The 20,541-nt window shown below is 65.2% G+C and carries 19 protein-coding genes; 6 read left to right on the top strand and 13 right to left on the bottom strand.

Going from position 1 to position 20,541, the window contains the following annotated elements:
- Positions 1 to 92 precede the first annotated feature (92 nt).
- The 4 genes from M3P36_RS13510 to M3P36_RS13495 are packed head-to-tail and all read right to left on the bottom strand — an operon-like array spanning position 93 to position 5,740.
- Positions 93 to 1,454, bottom strand: coding sequence for a spinster family MFS transporter (locus tag M3P36_RS13510; protein WP_249704221.1), 1,362 nt, complete (start codon positions 1,452 to 1,454; stop codon positions 93 to 95).
- Positions 1,451 to 2,053: a nuclear transport factor 2 family protein gene (locus M3P36_RS13505; protein WP_249704220.1), complete on the bottom strand. Its 603-nt coding sequence runs from the start codon at positions 2,051 to 2,053 to the stop codon at positions 1,451 to 1,453. The genes M3P36_RS13510 and M3P36_RS13505 overlap by 4 nt, the downstream gene beginning before the upstream one ends.
- 22 nt (positions 2,054 to 2,075) lie before the next feature.
- Positions 2,076 to 4,145 carry a PQQ-dependent dehydrogenase, methanol/ethanol family gene (locus M3P36_RS13500; protein WP_249704219.1) on the bottom strand — a complete coding sequence of 690 codons (2,070 nt, stop codon included), beginning with the start codon at positions 4,143 to 4,145 and terminating at the stop codon, positions 2,076 to 2,078.
- Positions 4,142 to 5,740, bottom strand: a complete 1,599-nt coding sequence (locus M3P36_RS13495) for a carotenoid oxygenase family protein (RefSeq protein WP_249704218.1) — start codon at positions 5,738 to 5,740, stop codon at positions 4,142 to 4,144. Before M3P36_RS13495 ends, M3P36_RS13500 begins: the two co-directional genes overlap by 4 nt.
- A 206-nt stretch (positions 5,741 to 5,946) precedes the next feature.
- Between M3P36_RS13495 and trxB the strand changes: the two genes are divergently transcribed.
- From trxB to M3P36_RS13480, 3 genes are all read left to right on the top strand, one after another.
- Complete coding sequence (trxB, locus tag M3P36_RS13490) at positions 5,947 to 6,918, top strand: thioredoxin-disulfide reductase (RefSeq protein ID WP_249704217.1); 972 nt, start codon at positions 5,947 to 5,949, stop codon at positions 6,916 to 6,918.
- Between the two features lie 124 nt (positions 6,919 to 7,042).
- On the top strand, positions 7,043 to 8,335 hold the full coding sequence (locus tag M3P36_RS13485; RefSeq protein ID WP_249704216.1) for a flavin-dependent oxidoreductase: 1,293 nt from the start codon (positions 7,043 to 7,045) through the stop codon (positions 8,333 to 8,335).
- The gene (locus M3P36_RS13480) at positions 8,332 to 8,787 is read left to right on the top strand and encodes a DUF3237 domain-containing protein (protein ID WP_249704215.1); all 456 of its coding nucleotides are present in this window, start codon (positions 8,332 to 8,334) and stop codon (positions 8,785 to 8,787) included. The genes M3P36_RS13485 and M3P36_RS13480 overlap by 4 nt, the downstream gene beginning before the upstream one ends.
- 16 nt (positions 8,788 to 8,803) lie before the next feature.
- Here the strand turns inward: M3P36_RS13480 and M3P36_RS13475 are convergent, their stop codons facing one another.
- Both M3P36_RS13475 and hisC read right to left on the bottom strand, forming a co-directional pair.
- Entirely contained in the window at positions 8,804 to 9,712 is a 909-nt protein-coding gene (locus tag M3P36_RS13475) for a prephenate/arogenate dehydrogenase family protein (RefSeq protein ID WP_249704214.1), read from the bottom strand.
- On the bottom strand, positions 9,709 to 10,791 hold the full coding sequence (gene hisC / locus M3P36_RS13470; RefSeq protein WP_249704213.1) for a histidinol-phosphate transaminase: 1,083 nt from the start codon (positions 10,789 to 10,791) through the stop codon (positions 9,709 to 9,711). Before hisC ends, M3P36_RS13475 begins: the two co-directional genes overlap by 4 nt.
- A gap of 126 nt (positions 10,792 to 10,917) precedes the next feature.
- Here hisC and metX point away from each other — a divergent pair, with 126 nt between their 5' ends.
- The 3 genes from metX to M3P36_RS13455 all read left to right on the top strand — a co-directional run bounded on the left by metX (position 10,918) and on the right by M3P36_RS13455 (position 12,824).
- Positions 10,918 to 12,021: a homoserine O-acetyltransferase MetX gene (gene metX / locus M3P36_RS13465; protein WP_249704212.1), complete on the top strand. Its 1,104-nt coding sequence runs from the start codon at positions 10,918 to 10,920 to the stop codon at positions 12,019 to 12,021.
- The gene (gene metW, locus M3P36_RS13460; RefSeq protein WP_249704211.1) at positions 12,018 to 12,605 is read left to right on the top strand and encodes a methionine biosynthesis protein MetW; all 588 of its coding nucleotides are present in this window, start codon (positions 12,018 to 12,020) and stop codon (positions 12,603 to 12,605) included. Before metX ends, metW begins: the two co-directional genes overlap by 4 nt.
- 63 nt (positions 12,606 to 12,668) lie before the next feature.
- Entirely contained in the window at positions 12,669 to 12,824 is a 156-nt protein-coding gene (locus tag M3P36_RS13455) for a hypothetical protein (RefSeq protein WP_249704210.1), read from the top strand.
- Positions 12,825 to 13,216: 392 nt separating this feature from the next.
- Here M3P36_RS13455 and fdhD read toward each other — a convergent pair whose 3' ends face one another.
- The 7 genes from fdhD to fghA all read right to left on the bottom strand — a co-directional run bounded on the left by fdhD (position 13,217) and on the right by fghA (position 20,534).
- On the bottom strand, positions 13,217 to 13,969 hold the full coding sequence (gene fdhD, locus M3P36_RS13450) for a formate dehydrogenase accessory sulfurtransferase FdhD (RefSeq protein WP_249704209.1): 753 nt from the start codon (positions 13,967 to 13,969) through the stop codon (positions 13,217 to 13,219).
- Positions 13,970 to 13,973: 4 nt separating this feature from the next.
- The gene (locus tag M3P36_RS13445) at positions 13,974 to 14,249 is read right to left on the bottom strand and encodes a formate dehydrogenase subunit delta (RefSeq protein ID WP_249704208.1); all 276 of its coding nucleotides are present in this window, start codon (positions 14,247 to 14,249) and stop codon (positions 13,974 to 13,976) included.
- 91 nt (positions 14,250 to 14,340) lie between these two features.
- Positions 14,341 to 17,196 (bottom strand): formate dehydrogenase subunit alpha, encoded by a 2,856-nt coding sequence (gene fdhF / locus M3P36_RS13440; RefSeq protein WP_249704207.1) that lies wholly within the window; start codon positions 17,194 to 17,196, stop codon positions 14,341 to 14,343.
- Positions 17,196 to 17,717, bottom strand: coding sequence for a molybdenum cofactor guanylyltransferase (mobA, locus tag M3P36_RS13435; RefSeq protein WP_349630575.1), 522 nt, complete (start codon positions 17,715 to 17,717; stop codon positions 17,196 to 17,198). The genes fdhF and mobA overlap by 1 nt, the downstream gene beginning before the upstream one ends.
- Positions 17,714 to 19,255, bottom strand: a complete 1,542-nt coding sequence (locus M3P36_RS13430; RefSeq protein WP_249704205.1) for an NADH-ubiquinone oxidoreductase-F iron-sulfur binding region domain-containing protein — start codon at positions 19,253 to 19,255, stop codon at positions 17,714 to 17,716. The genes mobA and M3P36_RS13430 overlap by 4 nt, the downstream gene beginning before the upstream one ends.
- Positions 19,255 to 19,683 (bottom strand): NAD(P)H-dependent oxidoreductase subunit E, encoded by a 429-nt coding sequence (locus tag M3P36_RS13425; protein WP_249704204.1) that lies wholly within the window; start codon positions 19,681 to 19,683, stop codon positions 19,255 to 19,257. The genes M3P36_RS13430 and M3P36_RS13425 overlap by 1 nt, the downstream gene beginning before the upstream one ends.
- Positions 19,680 to 20,534, bottom strand: coding sequence for an S-formylglutathione hydrolase (gene fghA, locus M3P36_RS13420; protein WP_249704203.1), 855 nt, complete (start codon positions 20,532 to 20,534; stop codon positions 19,680 to 19,682). The genes M3P36_RS13425 and fghA overlap by 4 nt, the downstream gene beginning before the upstream one ends.
- Positions 20,535 to 20,541 lie beyond the last annotated feature (7 nt).

Raw genomic sequence — 20,541 nt, 5'->3', positions numbered from 1 at the left:
CTACGGTCCCGGATCGGGCCGCTAAGCGACGACCATTAGATCAAGAAAACAGGGGCCGGAGGGAAACCTCCGGCCCCTTTTTCGTGGGTCTTTCAGGCTGTTGTCCGTTCTGCGGCCTGCTCTGCCTCGATGATGGCCTGGACCCTTGCCTTGTAGGGTTTGTAGCAGGCGATCTTGAGCCAAAATCCCGCCGCGCCGAACACCGCGGCCGTGGTGAACATCGAATAGCGCAGGAGGGCCTCGTCTTGGAACACGTAGTCCGTCACCAGCGCCACGAACAAGGGCCCGAGCGCGGCCCCGACTACACTGATCGCAAAGGCAAAAGCGGCGAAAATCTGGCCGCGATATTCGTTCGGAGTCACCGTGGTCAGCGCGGCCGTGGTGGCAGGGGCACCGATGCCGATGGCCACATAGGACAGGGCCGTCATCGTCAGTGCCCACTCTGCTGTCGGCATCAACAGGGCAGCCAGCATGATCGGCACGCTCGTGCCGGTGCCCACGATCGAGATGATGATCATCGCGCCCGCATGCTTCTTCGCCATGCGCTCGCCCCAGATCGCACCCAGCAGCAGGCCGACAGGCGTGATGGCGATGCTCAAGGTGCCGATGATCGGGCCGACCAGCTCCGGCCCCCAGCCATAGGTCCGCTGGTAGAACGGAATGCGCCAGTTGAGCAGGCCGTTGACCTCGATCTGCAGCAGGGCCGCGCCGATCAGGAACGGATAGAAAAAGGCCCGTTCGCGGTGGGCATAGCGGAACACTTCGAGCAGCGGCGGCTTGGTCTTCCGTTCGCGCCCGCGCCGGGCCGGTTCCTTGATGGTGAACCACACCAGCGCCGCCACGCCCACGCCGGGCAAGCCCACCAGTAGCAGCACGAACTGCCAGTCGGACAATATCAGGCCTGCCACGTTGAAGGTCTTGCCGCCGACAATCCCCATCAGCGTGCCGCCGATAATCAGCGAAAGTGCCGCGCCCAACGATATGCCGAACTGGTAGATCGACAGCGCGCGCGGGTATTTTTCGCGCGGGACGAGGTCGGAAATCATGCTGATGGCATTGGGGCCCTTCAGCGCCTCGCCCGCGCCCACCAGGCTGCGGCTGAAGGCGAGGCCGGCAAAGCTCTTGGCGAGCGCGCCGCCTGCCGTGGCAAGGCTCCACAAGGCGATCCCGAACGACAGGATCGCCTTGCGGTTGCCGGTATCGGCAAAGCGGCTCATCGGCAGGCCGACCAGCGCATAGGTGATCGAGAAGGCCGCCCCGATCAGCAGGCTGACTTCGGTATCGGACAACAGCAGGTCGCGCTTGATCGGCTCGATCAGGATCGAGATTATGCCGCGATCGACATTGTCCAGGGCGTTGACCAGCGCGAACAGGCAGATGGCGTACCAGGCGCCGCGCGCGGGCGGGTAGGGCGGCTCCTTCGACTGTGCCGGGGTTGTCGCCCCGGTGCTCACCTGCCGCCGGTCGCCCGGTGTGCGTCGGCAAGCCCGTCCATTTCGGTCACCGGATTGCCCGGACCGGAACCGCGATTGGGAATGAATTCGTTGAGCACATTGCGCCGCTGGATCAGCCAGCGCCCGTCGGGCCGGCTGAATTCGTCGCGGTAGATGCCATAGGTGCCCATCTTCATCTCGTCAGCCGGGCCGTTATTGGCCATCTCGACCCACAGGGTGGTGGCCCAGGCGCGGTCGCCCTCGACCCGCACGACCGATTGCAGCACCACGTGGCGCAGCTTGGCGGGCTGGCCGTCCTCGGTGTGGTAGAACCGGCCGATGCCTTCGGAGAAATTGGTGACGGCGGTGCGGATCTCGTCATGGCCGCGATAGGTGCCGCTGGCGAACTCCAGTTCCGCATCGGGTGCGAAGGTGGCGATGTAGGCATCCCAGTCGAAGTAATCGATGGCGAACAGGTAGCGCGCCATCAGGTCCTCGATCTCGGCCCGGTCCTGGGCATAGGTGGCGGAATACTCCTGCGCGGCGGCAGGTGCGACAAGCGCGGTTGCGCCCGTTGCTGCTGCGACAAGAGCCGTAAGGCCGTACTTCCAGATGGTCATGTGATCCCCTCCCTCAGTTGTGTCATTCGCCGGTCCAGTCCTGGTTTGCCCGGGCAATCAGGTAATGGTGCACCGCCTCGGACTGTTCGGGCGACAGCAGGTCGGCAAAGCTTGCCATGCCGTTGGCCGCACGGGTGCCGCCCAGCACGATGTCGGCAAAGGCTGCGTGGGTGGCGGGCGACATATGGCGCAGGTCCTTGATTCCGCCGCGCGCCGCATTGCCGTGGCACAACGAACAGTTGGCACCATAAAGCTGCTCGCCCAGCGCCACCTGCTCGGGCGTTGCCGTCAGCGGGGGCGGGGGTGCAAGTTCGGGCAGGGCGAAGCTTTCCGCCGGCATCGGCGGCAGCTCGGCCCTGCCGCCCAGGCGGAACACCAACAACCGCGGCTGGCCGAGGAACAGCGCGGCATAGGCCCCCCGCTCGACATGGGCGAGGCCGCCGCCCCACCCGGCGTTGACTGCGACATATTGCACCCCATCGACCATGTAGGTGATAGGGGCGGCAATCGGCACGTTGTGGACCGGCATCTCCCACACCTTCTCGCCCGTATCGGCGCGATAGGCGGCGAACGTGGTGCCGATGGTGCCCTGGAACACCAGGTTGCCGCCCGTTGCCAGCACCCCGCCCGAACCCTTCTTGTCATAGGGTACGCGCCACCGCTCGGTCTGGGTGACGGGATCCCATGCGGCCAGCCAGCCTTTGGAATGGGCATCGGCATAGGCGGCAATCTCACGCCGGATGTCGTCGTGGCCGGCAAAGGCCGTGCCGAGCGAGCGGCTGGCCGGATCATAGGTCTCGGCCTCTGCATAGGCCATGTAGGTTTCGGTTACGGGGATGTAGACAAGGCCGGTTTGTGGACTGAAGGCCATTGGGTTCCAGTTGTGCGCCCCGCCCGCGCCGGGGCTGACCATGACCGGGATCGTGCCAAAGCGCGCCTCGGGGTTCTCGATCGGCCTGCCGGTGGCCATGTCCACCCCGCTGGCCCAGCTGATCGGGGCAATGGCCTCGGCGCTGACCAGCTCACCCGTGGCTCGGTCGAGCACATAGAAAAAGCCGTTCTTGGGCGCCTGCATGATGACCTGCCGCATGCGCCCGCCGATGGTGAGGTCGGCCAGGATCATGTTCTGCGTGGCGGTATAGTCCCAGGTCTCGCCCGGCGTGGTCTGGTAGTGCCAGCGGTATTCGCCGGTCGCGATATCCAGCGCCACGATGGATGCGAGGTAGAGGTTGTCGCCACCGCCGGGGGACCGGTAGCGGTAGGCCCAGGGCGAGCCGTTGCCGGTGCCGACATAGACCAGGCCCAGCGCCGGATCGAAGGCCAGCGAGTCCCACACCGTCCCGCCGCCGCCCTTGTGCCACCAGTTGCCGGTCCAGGTTTGCGCGGCGCGCTCCATCGCTTCGTTCTCGAAGCCGAGTTCCGGATTGCCGGGCACCGTGTACCAGCGCCACAGCATTTCGCCGCTTTCCGCGTCATAGGCCGAGACATAGCCGCGCACGCCGTTTTCGGCGCCGGCATTGCCGATCAATACGCGGCCATCATAGACCCGCGGCGCACCGGTGATGGTGTAGCCCTGCGTCTGGTCGGTGGTCTGCACACTCCACAGCGGTTCGCCATTGGCAGCATCCAGCGCGATCAGGCGGCCATCGAGCGTGGCGACCATAATCTTGCCATCCCAGGCAGCCAGCCCGCGCGTCACGATATCGCAGCAGGCCTCGCGCCCGAAGCGCAAGGGGACTTGCGGATCATAGCGCCACAATTGTCGCCCGGTCGCCGCGTCATAGGCGGTGACGATATTCCACGGCTCGGTGTTGTAGAGCACGCGGCCCAGCACCAGGGGGGTCGCTTCCTGCCCGCGATCGGTGTTGAGATCGGCATACCATGCAAGGCCCAGGTTGCCGACATTGCCGGCATTGATCTGGTCGAGCGGGCTGAACCGCTGTTCGTCCCATGTGCGACCGGTGGAGACCCATTGCCCCGGCTCTACGGCTTCGGAGTTCTGCGCGCCCGCGATCCCTCCCCAAATCCCCCAGGGAATTCCTCCGGCCAGCAGCAGGCCCGCCATGAGGGCGAGCCGGACCTGCCGGATCATGCTGCCCCCGTACCCGACGCAGCCCCCGGGATATCGGCGGCATTGGCCCAGAAACCGTGGACCTGGCCGACGCAGCGATAGGGCATCTTGACCCGCGCACGTGGCCCGCCGGCGATGTCAGCCAGGTCGAACAGGATCAGGTCGGAGCGTCCGGCTTCGGCCGTGCTTGACCCCAGCCCGATCAGGTAGCCATCGCCTTCCGCCGCATCGGGCCGGCGCGGCACGAAGGTCATTTCCGACAGCGAATAGCCCGGTACGCTGGCGATGCGAGTGGTCTTTTCCTGGTGGTCGATAATGCCCCAGCCGCCATTCGGCCCGGTCACCTGCAGGAAGCCCCAGCGATAGGGCAGGGTGTGGAAGCGGTCATCCTGCCGCGAAAGCACGCCCTGGAGTTCGGGGAAGATCGTTTCGGACTGGAAGCGGTCGTTCGTGCGGCTGCCCACGTCCACCGTAAAGCGGCGCAGGTAGCCTGTGCCCTTCACCGGATCGAACGGTTCGTGCAGGCTCGGGAAGAACGGGAACTGGTTGCCCTCGCCGCCGTCCCAGTCGATGGTGATTTTCGTGCCTTCGTTCCACCCGCCCATCACGTGGGTGCAGAACAGGTTGGGGCCGGTGAACCACTTGAGGTCGCGCCCGTCACCCCCGCGGCGCATCACGCCGAGATAGCAGGGGGCGCTGCTGTCATAGGAGAAATGCACCCCGCCTGCACGGATGCGGGCCTCGTCTGCCACCATGTTGGTGAGGTAGAGCACGATGTAATCCTGCGTAACGCAGAAATCGTGCATCATCCCGGCATAGGGCGCCGCGACGTTAACCGACCAGAAAATGTTGCCGCTGCGGTCAGCCTCGTAAACGTTGATGTCTTTCGACAGCAGGCCGGTGGATTCGTAGCCATAGCCTATCAACCCGCCGGTCGCGGGGTCGATCTTAGGATGGGCGGTGTGGGTCTGGCTGTCGAGCCGGCCACCGAAGGTATATTCCGGATCGATTGTCTCCAGCGTCAGCGGGTCCATGTAAACCGGCGGGCTGTCCTCCTTGAACACCAGCAGCTTGCCGTGGTGCAGGAATAGCTGGGTATTCGCCGTGCCCCGGTTCAGGCCGGCAACGCTGGGATCGTCGGTGAAAGGGTTGCGGTACATGCCGAACAGGCTGCGCCGCGCTTCGGCCTGGGCCACGAAGCGGGCGTTGCGGGCATAGCGGGTGCGGTAATCGACGTGACCGTTCTGGATGCGGAACATCGACACGTGGCCTTCGCCATCGAACGGGATGTCGCCGACATAGGCTTCGGGCTTGGGATACTGCGGATCCGGGCCCACGCGGTAGAACACGCCGTCGAGGTCCACCGGCCAGTCGCCTTCGACCTCGCAATCGCGTTGGTCCATCTCGGTGCGGTTGCGGGCCGAGGCAGGGCCGCCGCCGAACGCACGCGGATCGTCGGGGAAATCGACCTGCGGCGCGCCCGAAGGACGCCTGGCCGGGGTGCCCTGGGCGAGCGCTGCGCCGCTCATGCCGAGGAGCGCAGCTCCGGTTCCCAGCGTGGTCGCCCCCATGAAGCCGCGCCGGTCGAGCCGCAGGCCCTTGATCTGGTCAGTCATGTCATCCCTCTCCCGCGCCGGTGTCGCCCCTGCGCTGTAAGATCATGCTTGCGCGGCGCGGGCCATTTGACAAGCGCAAAAGACTAACGGCTGTTACTATCCGGCCCCGCGAATGCCTTGTGCCAGCGCTGTCCACAGGTGGCGCGGTTGAATTGCCGGGCTGTGCACCTTAATTCGGCGCAATCCAGACAGGGACACCCGATTCCATGACCACCCACAAGACCCGCATGCTCATCATCGGCTCCGGCCCGGCCGGCCTTTCCGCCGCGATCTATGGCGCGCGTGCCGGGATGGAGCCGATCGTGGTGCAGGGCCTGCAGCCGGGCGGCCAGCTCACCATCACTACCGATGTCGAGAATTATCCCGGCTTTGCCGACGTGGTGCAGGGCCCGTGGCTGATGGAGCAGATGCAGAAACAGGCCGAACACGTCGGCACGCGGATGATGTGGGACACGATCACCGAAGTGGATCTGGCCAACGGCTCGCCGTTCGTTGCCAAGGGCGATTCGGGTGACGAATACGTCGGCGATGTGCTCGTGATCGCCACTGGGGCCGCCGCCAAGTGGCTGGGCGTTCCGGGCGAGCAGGAGCTGGGCGGCAAGGGCGTTTCGGCCTGCGCCACCTGCGACGGGTTCTTCTATCGTGGCAAGAAGGTGGCGGTGATCGGCGGCGGCAATACTGCGGTGGAAGAAGCGCTTTACCTCACCAACCATTCCCCCGACGTGACCGTGATCCACCGCCGCGATTCCTTCCGCGCCGAGAAGATCCTGCAGGATCGCCTGTTTGCCAATGAACGGGTCAACGTGCTGTGGAACAAGGCAGTCGAACGGTTCATGCCGGCAGAAAACGGCACGTTGGGCCACCTCGAACTGGTCGATACCGTCACCGGCGAGAAGAGCACGCTCGAAGTGGACGGGGCCTTCGTCGCCATCGGCCACGCGCCATCGACCGAGCTGTTTGCAGGCAAGCTGGAGATGGACGCCAGCGGATACCTGAAGGTCGAACCCGGCACGCCGAAAACCGCCATCCCCGGCGTGTTCGCCTGCGGCGACGTGATGGACCACACCTATCGCCAGGCGGTGACGGCGGCGGGGACCGGCTGCATGGCAGCGCTCGATGCCGAGCGGTTCCTGGCCGAAAAGGACTTTGCCGAAAAGGAAGCCGTAGCCGCCGAATAGGGGCGGCGCGCGCCGTGCGAAGGCGTAAAGCTTGTTGTGTCCGGCAAAAGAGGGGTCTAGGCACCGCCGCTTGGCTAGGCCCGGTCCGACACGCATTCGGTACCTGCTGGAGAATATAAGTCATATGCAGCACGAGCGCGTGTTGATTGCCGGTGGCGGTATCGCGGGCCTTGCCCTGGCACTTACCCTCGACCAGATTGGCGTACCCTGCGTGGTGTTCGAAAGCGTGGCCGAGCTGCGCCCGCTTGGCGTGGGCATCAATATCCAGCCCAATGCCGTGCGCGAACTGGAAGACCTCGGCATCGGCGAGGCCGACATGGACCAGGTCGGCCTGCCCGCGCGCGAATGGGCGCTGGTCGGGCTGAACGGCAAGGACATCTATTCCGAACCGCGCGGCAAGCTGGCGGGCTACAAGTGGCACCAGTATGCGGTCCATCGCGGCAAGTTCCACCTTATGCTTTACCGCAAGGTGATCGAGCGGCTGGGGCCCGATGCGGTCAAGCTGGGTCACCAGGTCACCGGCTACCGCAAGGAAGCCGACGGGTCGGTCACGGCCACGGTCACTAAACGTGACGGGCAGACCGAGGAGTTTTCAGGCGCACTGCTGTTCGGGGCGGAAGGCATCCATTCCGGCGTGCGGGCGCAGATGCACCCTGGCCAGCCGCCGATTCACTGGGGCGGCACGATCATGTGGCGCGGCACGGCTCGGGGCGTGCCGATCCGCAGCGGATCATCGTTCGTCGGCCTTGGCACCAGCCGCCACCGCATCGTGTTCTACCCCATCTCGCACCCTGACGAGAACGGCCTGGCCGATATCAACTGGATCGCCGAGCAGACTTACGAGGACGGCCACGACTGGAGCAGTTCGGGCTGGTTCCGCCCGGTCGAACTGGCCGAGTTCGCCCACGAATTCGACGACTTCGTCTATGACTGGCTCGACGTGCCCGCGCTGCTGGCGAGGTCCGAAGCAGCTTACGAAAACCCCATGATCGACCGCGATCCGCTGCCCACCTGGGTCGATGGTCCGGTGGCGCTGCTGGGCGATGCGGCGCATCCGATGTATCCGACAGGTTCCAACGGTGCCTCGCAGGCGATCATCGATGCCCGCGCGATCGGCCGGTTCATGCTGGAACACGGGGCAACTCCCGCCGCACTCAAGGCCTACGACGACGAACTATGCCAGCCCATCGGCCAGGTCGCCCTGCGCAACCGCGGGTCAGGACCGTTCGGCCTGTTGACCATGGTGGAAGACCGCTGCGGCGGGGTGTTCGACAATATCGATGCGGTGATCCCGGCAGAAGAGCGCAAGGCGTTCATGGGCGCCTACCAGAAGGCGGCCGGTTTTGCCCGCGAAGTGCTCAACCAGGCGCCGCGGACCATTCCCGAAGGCGCAAAGGTGGTGCGGGTGGCAGCGTGACCATCCGGCTGGAGCACGCGTTCGACCTGGTGGTGGAACTGTCCCCGCCGTACGAAATGGGCGGCTGTTCGACCGGAACGCGGCGCATCATCCCCATTGTCGGCGGCACGGCCACGGGGGCGTTGATCCAGGGACGCGTGCTCGATGTGGGGGCGGACTGGCAGACGGTGACGACCAACCACGTGGCCGAACTCGATGCGCGTTATGCCATCGAAACGGCCGATGGCGCGGTGATCGAGGTGGTCAGCCGCGGCATCCGGCATGCCTCGCGCGAAGTGGCCGAGCGGATCAAGGCGGGCGAGCAGGTGCCGACTTCGGAATACTACATGCGCACCGCGGTCCGCCTCGATTGCGGGCACCCCGACTATGCCTGGGTCAACCGCTCGCTGTTCCTGGCGACCGGCGGCAAGGTTGGCGCAACGGTGAACCTGTCGGTCTATCGGGTAGCCTGAAGAACCAACAACCAGCCTACTTGTGATCCGAGCGCCCAAAGTCGGGCCGCGGATCGTCCTGCCCCAGTGCTACGATGCTTCGGCGGATGGCGCGGGTGCGGCTGAAGGTATCGTGCATCATCTGCCCGTCGCCTGCCTTGATCGCCTCGCGCATCAGGGCAAGGTCGGTCAGGAAGGTGTCGAGCATGTCGAGCACCGCGTCCTTGTTGTTGAGGAACACGTCGCGCCACATGGTGGGATCGCTGGCGGCGATGCGGGTAAAATCGCGGAAACCGCCGGCCGAATACTTGATCACCTCGCTGCGGGTCACCTGCTCCAGGTCACTGGCCGTGCCGACGATGGTATAGGCGATGAGGTGGGGGATGTGGCTCGTCACGGCGAGCACGCGATCATGATGGTCCGCATCCATCGTTTCGACCATGGCGCCCAGCGATTCCCAGAAATCGACCAGTTGCATGACCTTGGCCTGGGCCGCACCCTCGGGCGGGGTGACGATGCACCAGCGCTGGTGGAACAGGGTGGAAAAGCCGGCGTCCGGCCCGGAATTCTCGGTCCCTGCAACGGGATGCGCCGGGATGATCTCGAAGCCGGGCAGGGCATCGGTCAGCACGTCGGTGATCGACCGCTTGGATGAGCCGACATCGGTGATGACGCAATCGGGCGATAGGTCGGCCACAATGGCGGCGGCGGCAGCGCGCATGGCGCCGATGGGCACGCACAGGATCACCAGGTCCGCCCCGCGTACTGCATCGCCCGGATCGTCGCAGATGACATCGGCCAGCTGCCGCTCGCGCGCACGGGTGCGGACCTTGGGATCGGTGTCGTAACCGGTGGTGACCGTGCCCGGCAGGTCGTCGCGCACGGCCAGGCCGATGGAGCCGCCGATGAGGCCGAGGCCGATGATGGCGATGCGCTTGAAGGTCATCCAGCGGCTTCTGCCATGCGGCGCAAGCAGGTGGCAATATCATCCATCTGTGCTGCCGTGCCGATGGTGATGCGCAGCGCCTGCGGCAGGCCCTGGCCCGGCAGGTGGCGCACGGCATAGCCTGCGCGGCTGATGCCCTCGAACGCCTCGGCGGCGGTCAGCGCTCCTTCGAACAGCACGAGCACGAAGTTCGCCTCGCTCGGCACGGCGCGCAGGCCGTGGTTGCCCAGTGCCTCGATCGCGGCAACGAAGCGGGCGCGTTCAGTGCGGTTGTGCTCGCGGCTGGCGGTCACGAACTGCTGGTCAGCTAGCGCGGCCACGCCTGCGGCTTGCGCAGAGCTCGTGACATTGAACGGCCCGCGGATACGGTTCAGCGCATCGACGATCTGAGGCGCGCCGGTGCCCCAGCCGATCCGCTCGCCCGCAAGGCCATAGATCTTGGAGAAGGTGTGGGTGACCAGCACGTTGGCACTGCCTGCCACCAGCGCCAGCGCGCCATCGTCATCCTCTGGCGCGACATATTCGGCATAGGCCCGGTCCACCACCAGCAGCACGTCAGATGGCAGTCCCGCGTGCAGCCGCGCAAGGTCTGCGCGGGGCAGGTAGGTGCCTGTGGGATTGTTCGGGTTGGCGAGGAAGACCACGCGGGTTTTCTCGTTCACACAGGCGAGCAGGGCATCGACATCGGTGCCGAATTCCTTGTCCGGAGCCACCACCGGCGTCGCCCCGCAGCGCCGCGCGGCAATGTCATAGACCGAAAAACCATAGCGCACATAGGCGACCTCGTCCCCCGGTCCGGCGAAGGCCTGGGCGGCCAGGTTGAGCAGTTCGTCGGAACCAGTGCCGCACACGATCAGCGCGGGATCGATCCCGTGCAGCTGGCCGATCGCTCCGCGCAGCTCAACCGAATCCGGATCGGGATAAGCCGCGCTATCTGCCACCGCTGCCCGCGCCGCCAGTGCCGCCGGGCTGGTTCCCAGCGGGTTCTCGTTGGCCGACAGCTTGACCAGTGGGCGACCGTCCGCCGCTTTCGACTTGCCCGGCACATAGGCATGGATCGCCGCAATCCATGGTTTCATCTGGGGTTTCATTGTGGGGGCACTGGTGGAGGGCATGTTGGTCGCATCCTGATTCACGGCGAGGCACTTAACCCGTTGCGCGGCCAATTGACAGCCTGCGTGTCAGGCCCCAAGTCCATGCCTCCCATGGCCAGCGTCCTTGCATCCAACCTCCAGACGGTCACACTCGACGCGCCCCTTGCGCTCGATAGCGGCAAGTCGCTGGCAGACGCGCGCGTGGCTTACGAGACTTATGGCGAGCTTGCGGCAGACAAGTCGAACGTCATCCTGATCTTCCACGCCCTGACTGGTGACCAGTTCGTGTCGGGCACCAATCCTGTCACCGGCAAGCCGGGGTGGTGGGACCGCATGGTCGGCCCCGGCCTGCCGATCGATACGGCCCGCTTCCATGTGATCTGCGCCAATATCATCGGCGGCTGCATGGGTTCGACAGGCCCCGCCAGTCTGGCCGACGATGGCCAACCCTGGGGGATGCGCTTTCCCGTCATCACTATTCGCGACATGGTGCGCGCGCAGGTGGCTCTGCTCGACCAGCTTGGCATCGGGCAATTGCACGCGGTCATCGGTGGGTCGATGGGGGGGATGCTGGCGCTGAGCCTGGCCGCCCACTGGCCGGATCGCGCGGCGCGGGTGCTGGCGATTGCCACCACGGCGCGGCACTCTGCCCAGAACATCGCCTTCCACGAAGTTGGCCGACAGGCGATCATGGCCGACCCCGACTGGCAGGGCGGTGATTACTATGCTGCGGGCAAGGGGCCGGAAAAGGGCCTGAGCGTGGCGCGCATGGCGGCGCACATCACCTACCTGTCGGAAGCCGGGCTGACCGAGAAATTCGGCCGCCGCCTGCAGGATCGGGATGCGAAAAGCTTCGGCTTCGACGCCGATTTCCAGGTGGAAAGCTACCTGCGCTATCAGGGGATTGCCTTCACCAACCGGTTCGATGCCAATTCCTATCTCTATATCACGCGGGCGATGGATTACTTCGACCTGGCGGAGGAGCACGGAGGACGCCTCGCCGATGCCTTCACCGATGCAAAAGCGCGGTTCTGCGTCATCAGCTTCGATACCGACTGGCTCTATCCCACGGCGGAAAGCCGGGCGATTGTCCATGCGCTGAATGCCGTGGCGGCCCCGGTCAGCTTCGTGGAGCTGAGCGCGCCGTATGGCCACGATAGCTTCCTGCTCGAATGCCCTGCGCTCGACCGGGTGGTGGGGGGCTTTATCGGATGAGCTTGCGCCCCGACCTCGCCAAGATCGCCAGCCTGGTGCCACAAGGCGTGCGCGTGCTCGACGTCGGCTGCGGTGAGGGCGAGTTGATGGACGTGCTGCGGCGCGAACGCGGGATCGACGCACGCGGGCTGGAGATCGATCCGGAACTGGTGGAAAAATGCGTCAGCCGCGGCCTTTCCGTGGTGCAGGGCGATGCCGACCGTGACCTGGTGGAATATCCCGATGCCGCCTTCGACGTGGCGATCCTCAGCCAAACGCTGCAGACCGCCTCGCGTCCCGATTACATGCTCGACCAGTTGCTGCGCATCGGCCGCACGGCCTTCGTCAGCTTTCCCAACTTCGCCTACTGGCGGATGCGGGTTGCGCTGCTGGTCCACGGTCGGATGCCGGTGACGCGGCACCTGCCGGTCAGCTGGTACGAAACTCAGAATATCCACCACGTCACGGTGGACGATTTCCGCGCCCTGCTGGCCGACAAGGGGGTGACGGTGGACGGCTGCTGGTTCTTCGCCGGCGGACGCGAGATCGGCCGTGCGAATGCCAACTGGCGGGCCGAGCACGCGGTGTTCAAGCTGAGCCGCTAGCCGCTTTCAAAGTGCTGCAATTCATGGGATGACCCTGTGTCGGACTCGCCGAACAAGTGCGGGATGCCCACCGTGTTCCACCTCGGCGAACCGCCGCAGGTCACATGGTGCGGCCACGTGCGCGATATCGTGGCGCAGGAAGGCGGGGTGTGGAAGATTGCCCGCAAGGAGATCCTGCCGTGGGCGGGCAAGGTGCTGGAGCGGTTTGGGCGGGGGTGAGTGCGGGGTTGGCCTAGGTTTGAGGGTCTGGAATCGAGAAGTTGAATCGGTCCCCGTGGCGTACGACACGCAGCACCTTCATTGTAGCGGATATGCCGAAGCGCGAACTTTCGGCAATCATGGTGACTGTTGATTTGCCTCTCGACCCATCGCCTGCGATGCCGATTCGATAACGCCAACCTTTCGGCCTCCTGGATGCTCAGTTCGTGTTCAACACGAAGTTGCTTGATGAGCATGAGCCACCTCGCATAGCCCCCTCGAAACTTCCTTCTCGACTTCTTGTAGTTCGCTACAAATTCATCGCGCGATGGAAGTGGAGGCAGATTGGGTAGTGCGGGTCTGTCAGTCATGATTGGAAGCTAACAGGTAGCTGTTTTCCTGCCACTCCCTCATTAGCCACTCACACAAATCACACTGTCATCCCGCGCCAGACACCACAGGCTGAGCCTCGCCGCCTTGGCCCGCTCCACCGCCATGCTGGTGGGTAGCGAGATGGTGGCCAGCGTCGTGGCCCCGGCGCGGACGGCCTTTTCGACGATCTCGTAGGAACAGCGCGCGGTGGAGAGGATGAAGCCGCCTTGCATCGGCAATCCCTTGCCCGCCATCGCGCCGACCAGCTTGTCCATCGCGTTGTGGCGGCCGACGTCCTCGCGCACGCAAACGATGCGGCCACCGCTGTCCGCATAGGCGGCGGCGTGGGCGGCACCGGTGGCGCGGCTCAGCGGTTGGTGATCGCGCAACTGGCCCAATGCGGAGAAGATGGCTTGCGGCTGGATCGCGGTATGCTCCGCAACAGGCGGCAGCGGCCGCGCCACGGCCTCCAGGTTCTCTATCCCGCAGAGCCCGCAGCTCGACTCTGCCACGCGGGTGCGGACCCGTTCGGTCAGCTTGTCGATGCCGAGGCCGGATAGCTGCGCGCGGACGATCCAGCCCTTTTCCACCTCCGCCACATCGAGGTCAGCCACATCGGCGGGCGACTGCGCCAGCCCTTCGGTCAGCGCGAAGCCCAGTGCGAAATCGGGCAGGTCCGCCGGCGTCGCCATCATTACCGCATAGGCGAGGCCGTTGAATTCCAGCGCCACGGGCACTTCGGGCACCCAAGTACGCTCGACCGGGCGTTGGTCACCCGCAGTGGTGAACTCCACCGGATTAACCGGCGTCGTTATGGCCCACCTCGTTCACGCTGTTGAAGTCCGTCCCGCCCGATTGCGGCGTAGGCGTGATGCCCGATGCCAGCACGTCGATCGCCCGCCCGGCAATATCGCCCAGTGCCGCGCGGTCATCGGCAAAGATCGCCGCCTTCATCCGCGGGTCCCAGAACTTGCGGATGTGGTCGGCCGTGGCGAGCACGGCGTTGTCATGGCCGATGGCGGCATAGTTGTTGCCGATTTGGTCGGCCATGCGGCGCAGTTTGGCGATATCCATTATTCAATTCCGTTCGGTTCGAGCGAAGTCGAGAACCATTGGCGCGAGCGTGTCTCGACTACGCTCGACACGGACGGCTCCCGTCTTGCATTTATTCCGCAGGCTCCATCTCGGCAGCGCCCTCGATGCGGCGCGCACGGGTGGAGAGCGCTTCATACTCTTCCTGCCATTCGCTCGGGCCGTTGCTGGCTGTCACCTGCACTGCGGTCACCTTGTATTCGGGGCAATTGGTGGCCCAGTCCGAATTGTCGGTGGTGATGACGTTGGCCTGCGTGAGCGGGTGGTGGAACGTGGTGTAGACCACGCCTGGTGCCACGCGATCGGTAACCTGCAGCCGCAGGGTGGTTTCGCCCGCACGGCTGGCAAGCTTGGTCCAGTCGCCATCCTTCAGGCCGCGGTTTTCGGCGTCGGTGGGGTGCATTTCCAGCAAGTCTTCCTCGTGCCACACCACGTTGGCCGTGCGGCGGGTCTGCGCGCCGACGTTGTATTGCGACAGGATGCGGCCGGTGGTCAGCAGCAGCGGGAAGCGCGGACCGGTGCGTTCATCGGTGGGGATATATTCGGTCACCACGAACTTGCCCTTGCCGCGCACGAAGCCTTCGACGTGCATGATCGGGCTGCCCTTGGGCGCCTTCTCGTTGACCGGCCACTGCAGCGGTTCGCCACTATCGACGCGGTCCCACGACACGCCGGCAAAGGTCGGCGTGAGACGTGCGATTTCGTCGAGGATTTCGCTGGCGTGGGTGTAGTTCCAGTCACAACCGATGGCATTGGCGAGCAGCTGGGTCACTTCCCAGTCCTCATAGCCATTGGCCGGGTCCATCACCCGGCGGACCGGCTGGATGCGGCGTTCGGCATTGGTGAAGGTGCCGCTCTTCTCCAGGAAGGTCGAACCCGGCAGGAACACGTGTGCGTAGTGCGCAGTCTCGTTCAGGAACAGGTCGTGGACGATGACCAGGTCCATCGCGGCAAGGCCGGCCGAAACGTGGCGGGTGTCGGGATCGGACTGGAGGATGTCCTCGCCCTGGATGTAGATCGCCTTGAAGCTGCCATCGACGGCGGCATCGAGCATGTTGGGAATGCGCAGGCCCGGTTCGGCATCGAGGGTAACGCCCCAGTCATCCTCGAACAGCTTGCGGGTCGCCCCGTCGGAGATGTGGCGATAGCCCGACAGTTCATGCGGGAAGCTGCCCATGTCGCAGGCACCCTGCACGTTGTTCTGCCCGCGCAGCGGGTTCACGCCCACGCCGCGGCGGCCGATATTGCCGGTTGCCATGGCGAGGTTGGCAATGGCCATCACGGTGGAGGAACCCTGGCTGTGTTCGGTCACGCCGAGGCCATAGTAGATCGCCCCGTTGCCACCGGTGGCAAACAGGCGCGCCGCGGCGCGCAGTTCCTTGGCGGGAACGCGGGTGACGCTTTCGAGGAATTCGGGGCTGTGGCGTTCGTCCGAAACGAAGCGCGCCCAGTCCTGAAACTCGTCCCAGTCGCAGCGTTCCTTGACGAAGGCTTCATCGGCGAGGCCTTCGGTCACGATGACGTGCGCCATGCTGGTGAGCACGGCGACATTGGTGCCGGGCTGCAAGGGCAGGTGATGCGCGGCTTCGATATGCGGCGAGCGCACCAGATCAATGCGGCGCGGATCGATCACGATCAGCTTGGCCCCTGCACGCAGGCGCTTCTTCATGCGGCTGGCGAAGACCGGGTGGCCATCGGTGGGGTTGGCACCGATCACCAGGATCACGTCGGAATCCTCGACGGAGTCAAAGTCCTGCGTACCGGCGCTGGTACCGAAGGTGGTCGACAGGCCGAACCCGGTCGGGCTGTGGCACACGCGGGCGCAGGTATCGACGTTGTTGGCGCCGAAACCGGCCCGGATCAGCTTCTGGACGAGGAACACGTCCTCATTCGTGCAGCGGCTGGAGGTGATGCCGCCCAGCGCGCGCGCGCCGTGTTCGGCCTTGATCGCCTTGATGCGGGTTGCGGTGAAGCCAATGGCTTCTTCCCACGATACTTCACGCCACGGCTGGTCGATCGATTCGCGGATCATCGGCTTGGTGATGCGGTCGGCGTGGTTGGCATAGCCCCAGGCGAAGCGGCCCTTGACGCAGCTATGGCCATGGTTGGCCTTGCCATCCTTCCAGGGGACCATGCGGACGACCTGCTCGCCGCGCATTTCGGCGCGGAAGGTGCAGCCGACGCCGCAATAGGCGCAGGTGGTGACCACGGCGCGTTCGGGCTTGCCGATGGCTTTGACGCTCTTTTCCTGCAGCGTGGCGGTGGGGCAAGCCTGCACGCAGGCACCGCACGACACGCACTCGCTGGACAGGAAATCGTCTACTTCCTGCCCGGCGCTGACCATCGAGGCGAAACCGCGCCCGTCGATCGTCAGGGCGAAAGTGCCCTGCACTTCGGCGCAGGCGCGCACGCAGCGGCTGCACACGATGCACTTGGAAGCGTCAAAATCGAAATAGGGGTTCGACACGTCGGTTTCGAGGCCGAGGTGGTTGTCGCCCGCATAGCCATAGCGCACATCGCGCAGGCCGACATTGGCAGCCTGGTCCTGCAATTCGCAGTCGTTGTTGGCGCTGCAGGTCAGGCAATCGAGCGGGTGGTCGGAGATATACAGCTCCATCACGCCCTTGCGCAGCTTGGCGAGGCGTTCGGTCTGGGTCTTGACCTTCATGCCGGGCGCAACCGGCGTGGTGCAGCTGGCGGGTGTTCCGCGCGCGCCTTCGATCTCGACCAGGCACAGGCGGCACGAGCCATAGGCCTTGACGTTGTCGGTCGCGCACAGCTTGGGAATGTCGCCTCCGATTTCGGCTGCGGCGCGCATCACGCTGGTGCCCGCCGGAACGGTCACTTCGCGCCCGTCGATGGTCAGGGTGACCTGTTCGGCGGATTTGGCTTCGGGTGTCCCGAAATCCTTCTGGCGTTCGTATCCCATCACTTTTGCTCCAACGCGGCGAGATCCGCCGGGGTGTTTATGTTTGCGGGTGCGGATGCAGCAGTCACCGCCCGTGCATCCACGGACTTTGCAAAGGCCAGCATCGAGTGGCGTCCTTCACTCTGGAGGAGCGCCTTGACCGCGTCTGCGGCCTCTGTCTTCCAATGCCCCACAACCGGCTGGGTTGCAAGATAGGCCGAAGGCGGTGTCAATTCTTCCAGCAGGTCGGCGGGCAAGTCCACGCTGTCCACGCCGCAGCTCAGCACGCTGGCAAAGCCGTTGTCCTGCGCATGGATCAGGCCCGCCGCGATTCCGCCCAGCGGCCCCATGTGCGGGCGCGGCCAGTCGGGGATGCATTCAACAGGACCTTCTGTGCGACCGGCGATCACGACCTTGCTGCACAGCGCCGACAGGGCCTCCACCGCGCGGGCAAGCAGGGTCTGCCCGTCCAGCGCGGCAAGCGCCTTGTCGCTGCCGAAACGCGTGCTCATCCCGCCTGCAAGGACAACGCCCAGGATCACTCGGCGTCAGCCATCGCGCTGGCATCCGGTGCGAAATCCTGCGGCCAGTTCTTCAGCGCGCTCATCACCGGATAGGGGGTGAAGCCGCCAAGAGCGCAGAGTGAGCCGAACTTCATCGTCTCGCACAGGTCGGTCAGAAGCTCGACTTCCTCGGCTACGCTGCGGCCAACGGTCTTCTTCGTGTTGTGCATCTGCGGGGTGAGTTCCAGCACGTCGCGCTGGCGGCCACCATCGCGGATGCGGTCGATCAGCTCGACCCCGCGCGTGGAGCCGATGCGGCAGGGCGTGCACTTGCCGCAGCTTTCGACCGCGCAGAATTCCATCGCGAAACGGGCCATGGCGCCCATGTCGGCGGTATCGTCGAACACGGTGATACCGGCATGGCCGATCAGCGCGTCGGCTGCGGCATAGGCTTCATAATCGAACGGAATGTCGAACTGGTCGGGGTGGAGGTAGGCACCCAGGGGGCCGCCAACCTGCACGGCCTTGACCGGACGACCGCTCTCGGTGCCGCCGCCGATATCATGGACCAGCTCGCGCAGGGTGATGCCGAAAGCGACCTCGTACAGGCCGCCGTGCTTGATGTTGCCTGCCAGCTGGATCGGCATGGTGCCCTTGGACCGGTTGATGCCGAGGCTGTCATAGAGGCTCGCCCCGCCTTCGGTCAGGATGTGCGGGATGGCGGCCAGGGTCAGCACGTTGTTGACCACGGTCGGGCGGCCCATGAAGCCTTCCAGCGCGGGCAGCGGCGGCTTGGCACGCACTTCGCCGCGCTTGCCTTCAAGCGAGTTCAGCAGCGAGGTTTCCTCACCGCAGACATAGGCGCCAGCGCCCACGCGCACTTCGCATTGGAACGGCGCGATGATGTGCGCGCATTGCGCCAGCGCGGCGTTCAGCTTGGCGATGGCATCGGGATATTCGCTGCGGACATAGATGTAGCCTTGGCTGGCACCCACGGCGTCGCCAGCGATGGCCATGCCTTCGATCAGCTGGAACGGATCGCCTTCCATCACCATGCGATCGGCAAAGGTGGCGCTGTCACCTTCATCCGCGTTGCATACGATGTATTTCTGGAGGCCCGGTGCGGCGAGCACGGTCTTCCACTTGATGCCCGCCGGGAAGCCTGCACCGCCGCGGCCGCGCAGGCCGGAGGCGAGCACTTCGGCAACGATTGCTTCGGGCTCCATCGAGCGCGCGCGCGACAGGCCGACAAAGCCGCCGGTCGCCTTGTAATCATCCAGGTTCGTCGGCCTGGTCTTGCCGGCGCGGGCGAAGGTCAGCCGCTGTTGCCCGGTGATGAAGGGATGGTCGGCGATTACGCCGATGCCCAAGTCGCTCGACCCGTCGAGGATGGCATCGACATCGGCCAGGGTGGCGGGGCCGAAGCCCTTGCCTTCGATGTCCACCAGCGGCTCAAGCCACTGCATGCCCCAGCTCGATACGCGGTGAACCTCGTGCCCCTTGGCGACGAAAGCGCGGGCGAGGTCATCGGCACCCAGCGCGCGGGCGAGGGCATCGTCGGAAATCTTGATAAGCATCAGGCGTTCTCGATCACTTGGGCGAGCTTGTCGGCATCGAGCCGGGCATAGAGCGCATCGCCCACGCGGGCATTGGGGCCGGCGGAGCACAGGCCGAGGCAATAGACGGTGTGCAGCTTCACCCGCTCACCGGCGGCAGCCTTGGCGCCGTCCATCAGGGCTTCGACCCCGCGCGACTTGCAGGCCTCTGCCCGGCAGATCTGCACCACGGGGCGCGGATCTGCTGTGGGGGTGAAATCGTGGTAGAAACTGACCACGCCGTGCACATCGGCGCGGCTGAGGTTCAGCGCATCGGCGATTGCCGCTTCGGCTTCCACATCGACGCAGCGGAACTCGTGCTGCACATCGTGCAGGATGGGCAGCAGCGGCCCTTCGCGGTGGCGGTGCTCGGCGACGATCTCGCCGATGCGGGTGGTCTTGTCACTCATGCGTTCAGTTTTCCTGCGTGCCAGGCGATATGGTCGGCCATGAAGGTCGAGATGAAGAAGTAGGAGTGGTCGTAGCCGTCCTGCATCCGGATCGTGGCGGGCATTCCGGCCTGAGCCGTGGCCTCTGCCAGTAGATGCGTTTTCAGCTGGCCTTCCAGGAAGTTGTCCGCCGTGCCCTGGTCCACCAGCAGGTCGGGCAGGCTGGCGCCGTCCTCGATCAGGGCGCAGGCATCGTATTCGCGCCATGCAGCCCGGTCTTGGCCCAGGTAGCCGCCCAGCGCCTTTTCGCCCCACGGGCAATTCAGCGGGGATACAATCGGCGAGAAGGCGCTGGTCGAGGCGTAGCGCCCCGGATTGCGCAGGGAAATCGTCAGCGCGCCGTGGCCGCCCATGCTGTGCCCGGTGATCCCCTGGCGCGCCATGTCCACCGGGAAATTGGCTTCGATCAGCGCGGGCAGTTCGTTCTCGACATAGTCGCGCATGCGGAAATTGGCCGCCCAGGGTTCCTGCGTGGCATTGACGTAGAAACCGGCGCCCTTGCCGAAATCGTAGCCTTCGTCATCCGGCACATCCCCCCCGTCATTGGTAGGGCCGCGCGGGGACGTGTCGGGTGCGACGAAGATTATGCCATGCTTGGCGCAAGCGGCGCGGTACTCGCCCTTTTCCATGACATTGGCATGGGTGCAGGTGAGGCCCGAAAGGTAGGTCAGCACCGGCAGCTTCTGACCCGGCACATGGTCGGGCACGAACACGGCAAAGGTCATCGTGGTGCCGGTGGCGGCCGACAGGTGCGAATAGACGCCCTGCGTGCCGCCGTGGCTGCGTGTTGTGCTGACCGTTTCCAGTGTCATGACCGCA

It is taken from the genome of Altererythrobacter sp. KTW20L, from assembly GCF_023501975.1.
In the GTDB taxonomy this organism is placed as follows: domain Bacteria; phylum Pseudomonadota; class Alphaproteobacteria; order Sphingomonadales; family Sphingomonadaceae; genus Alteraurantiacibacter.
Note: the sequence above shows the minus strand (reverse complement) of the source record. Positions and strands in the feature narration are given on the sequence as shown.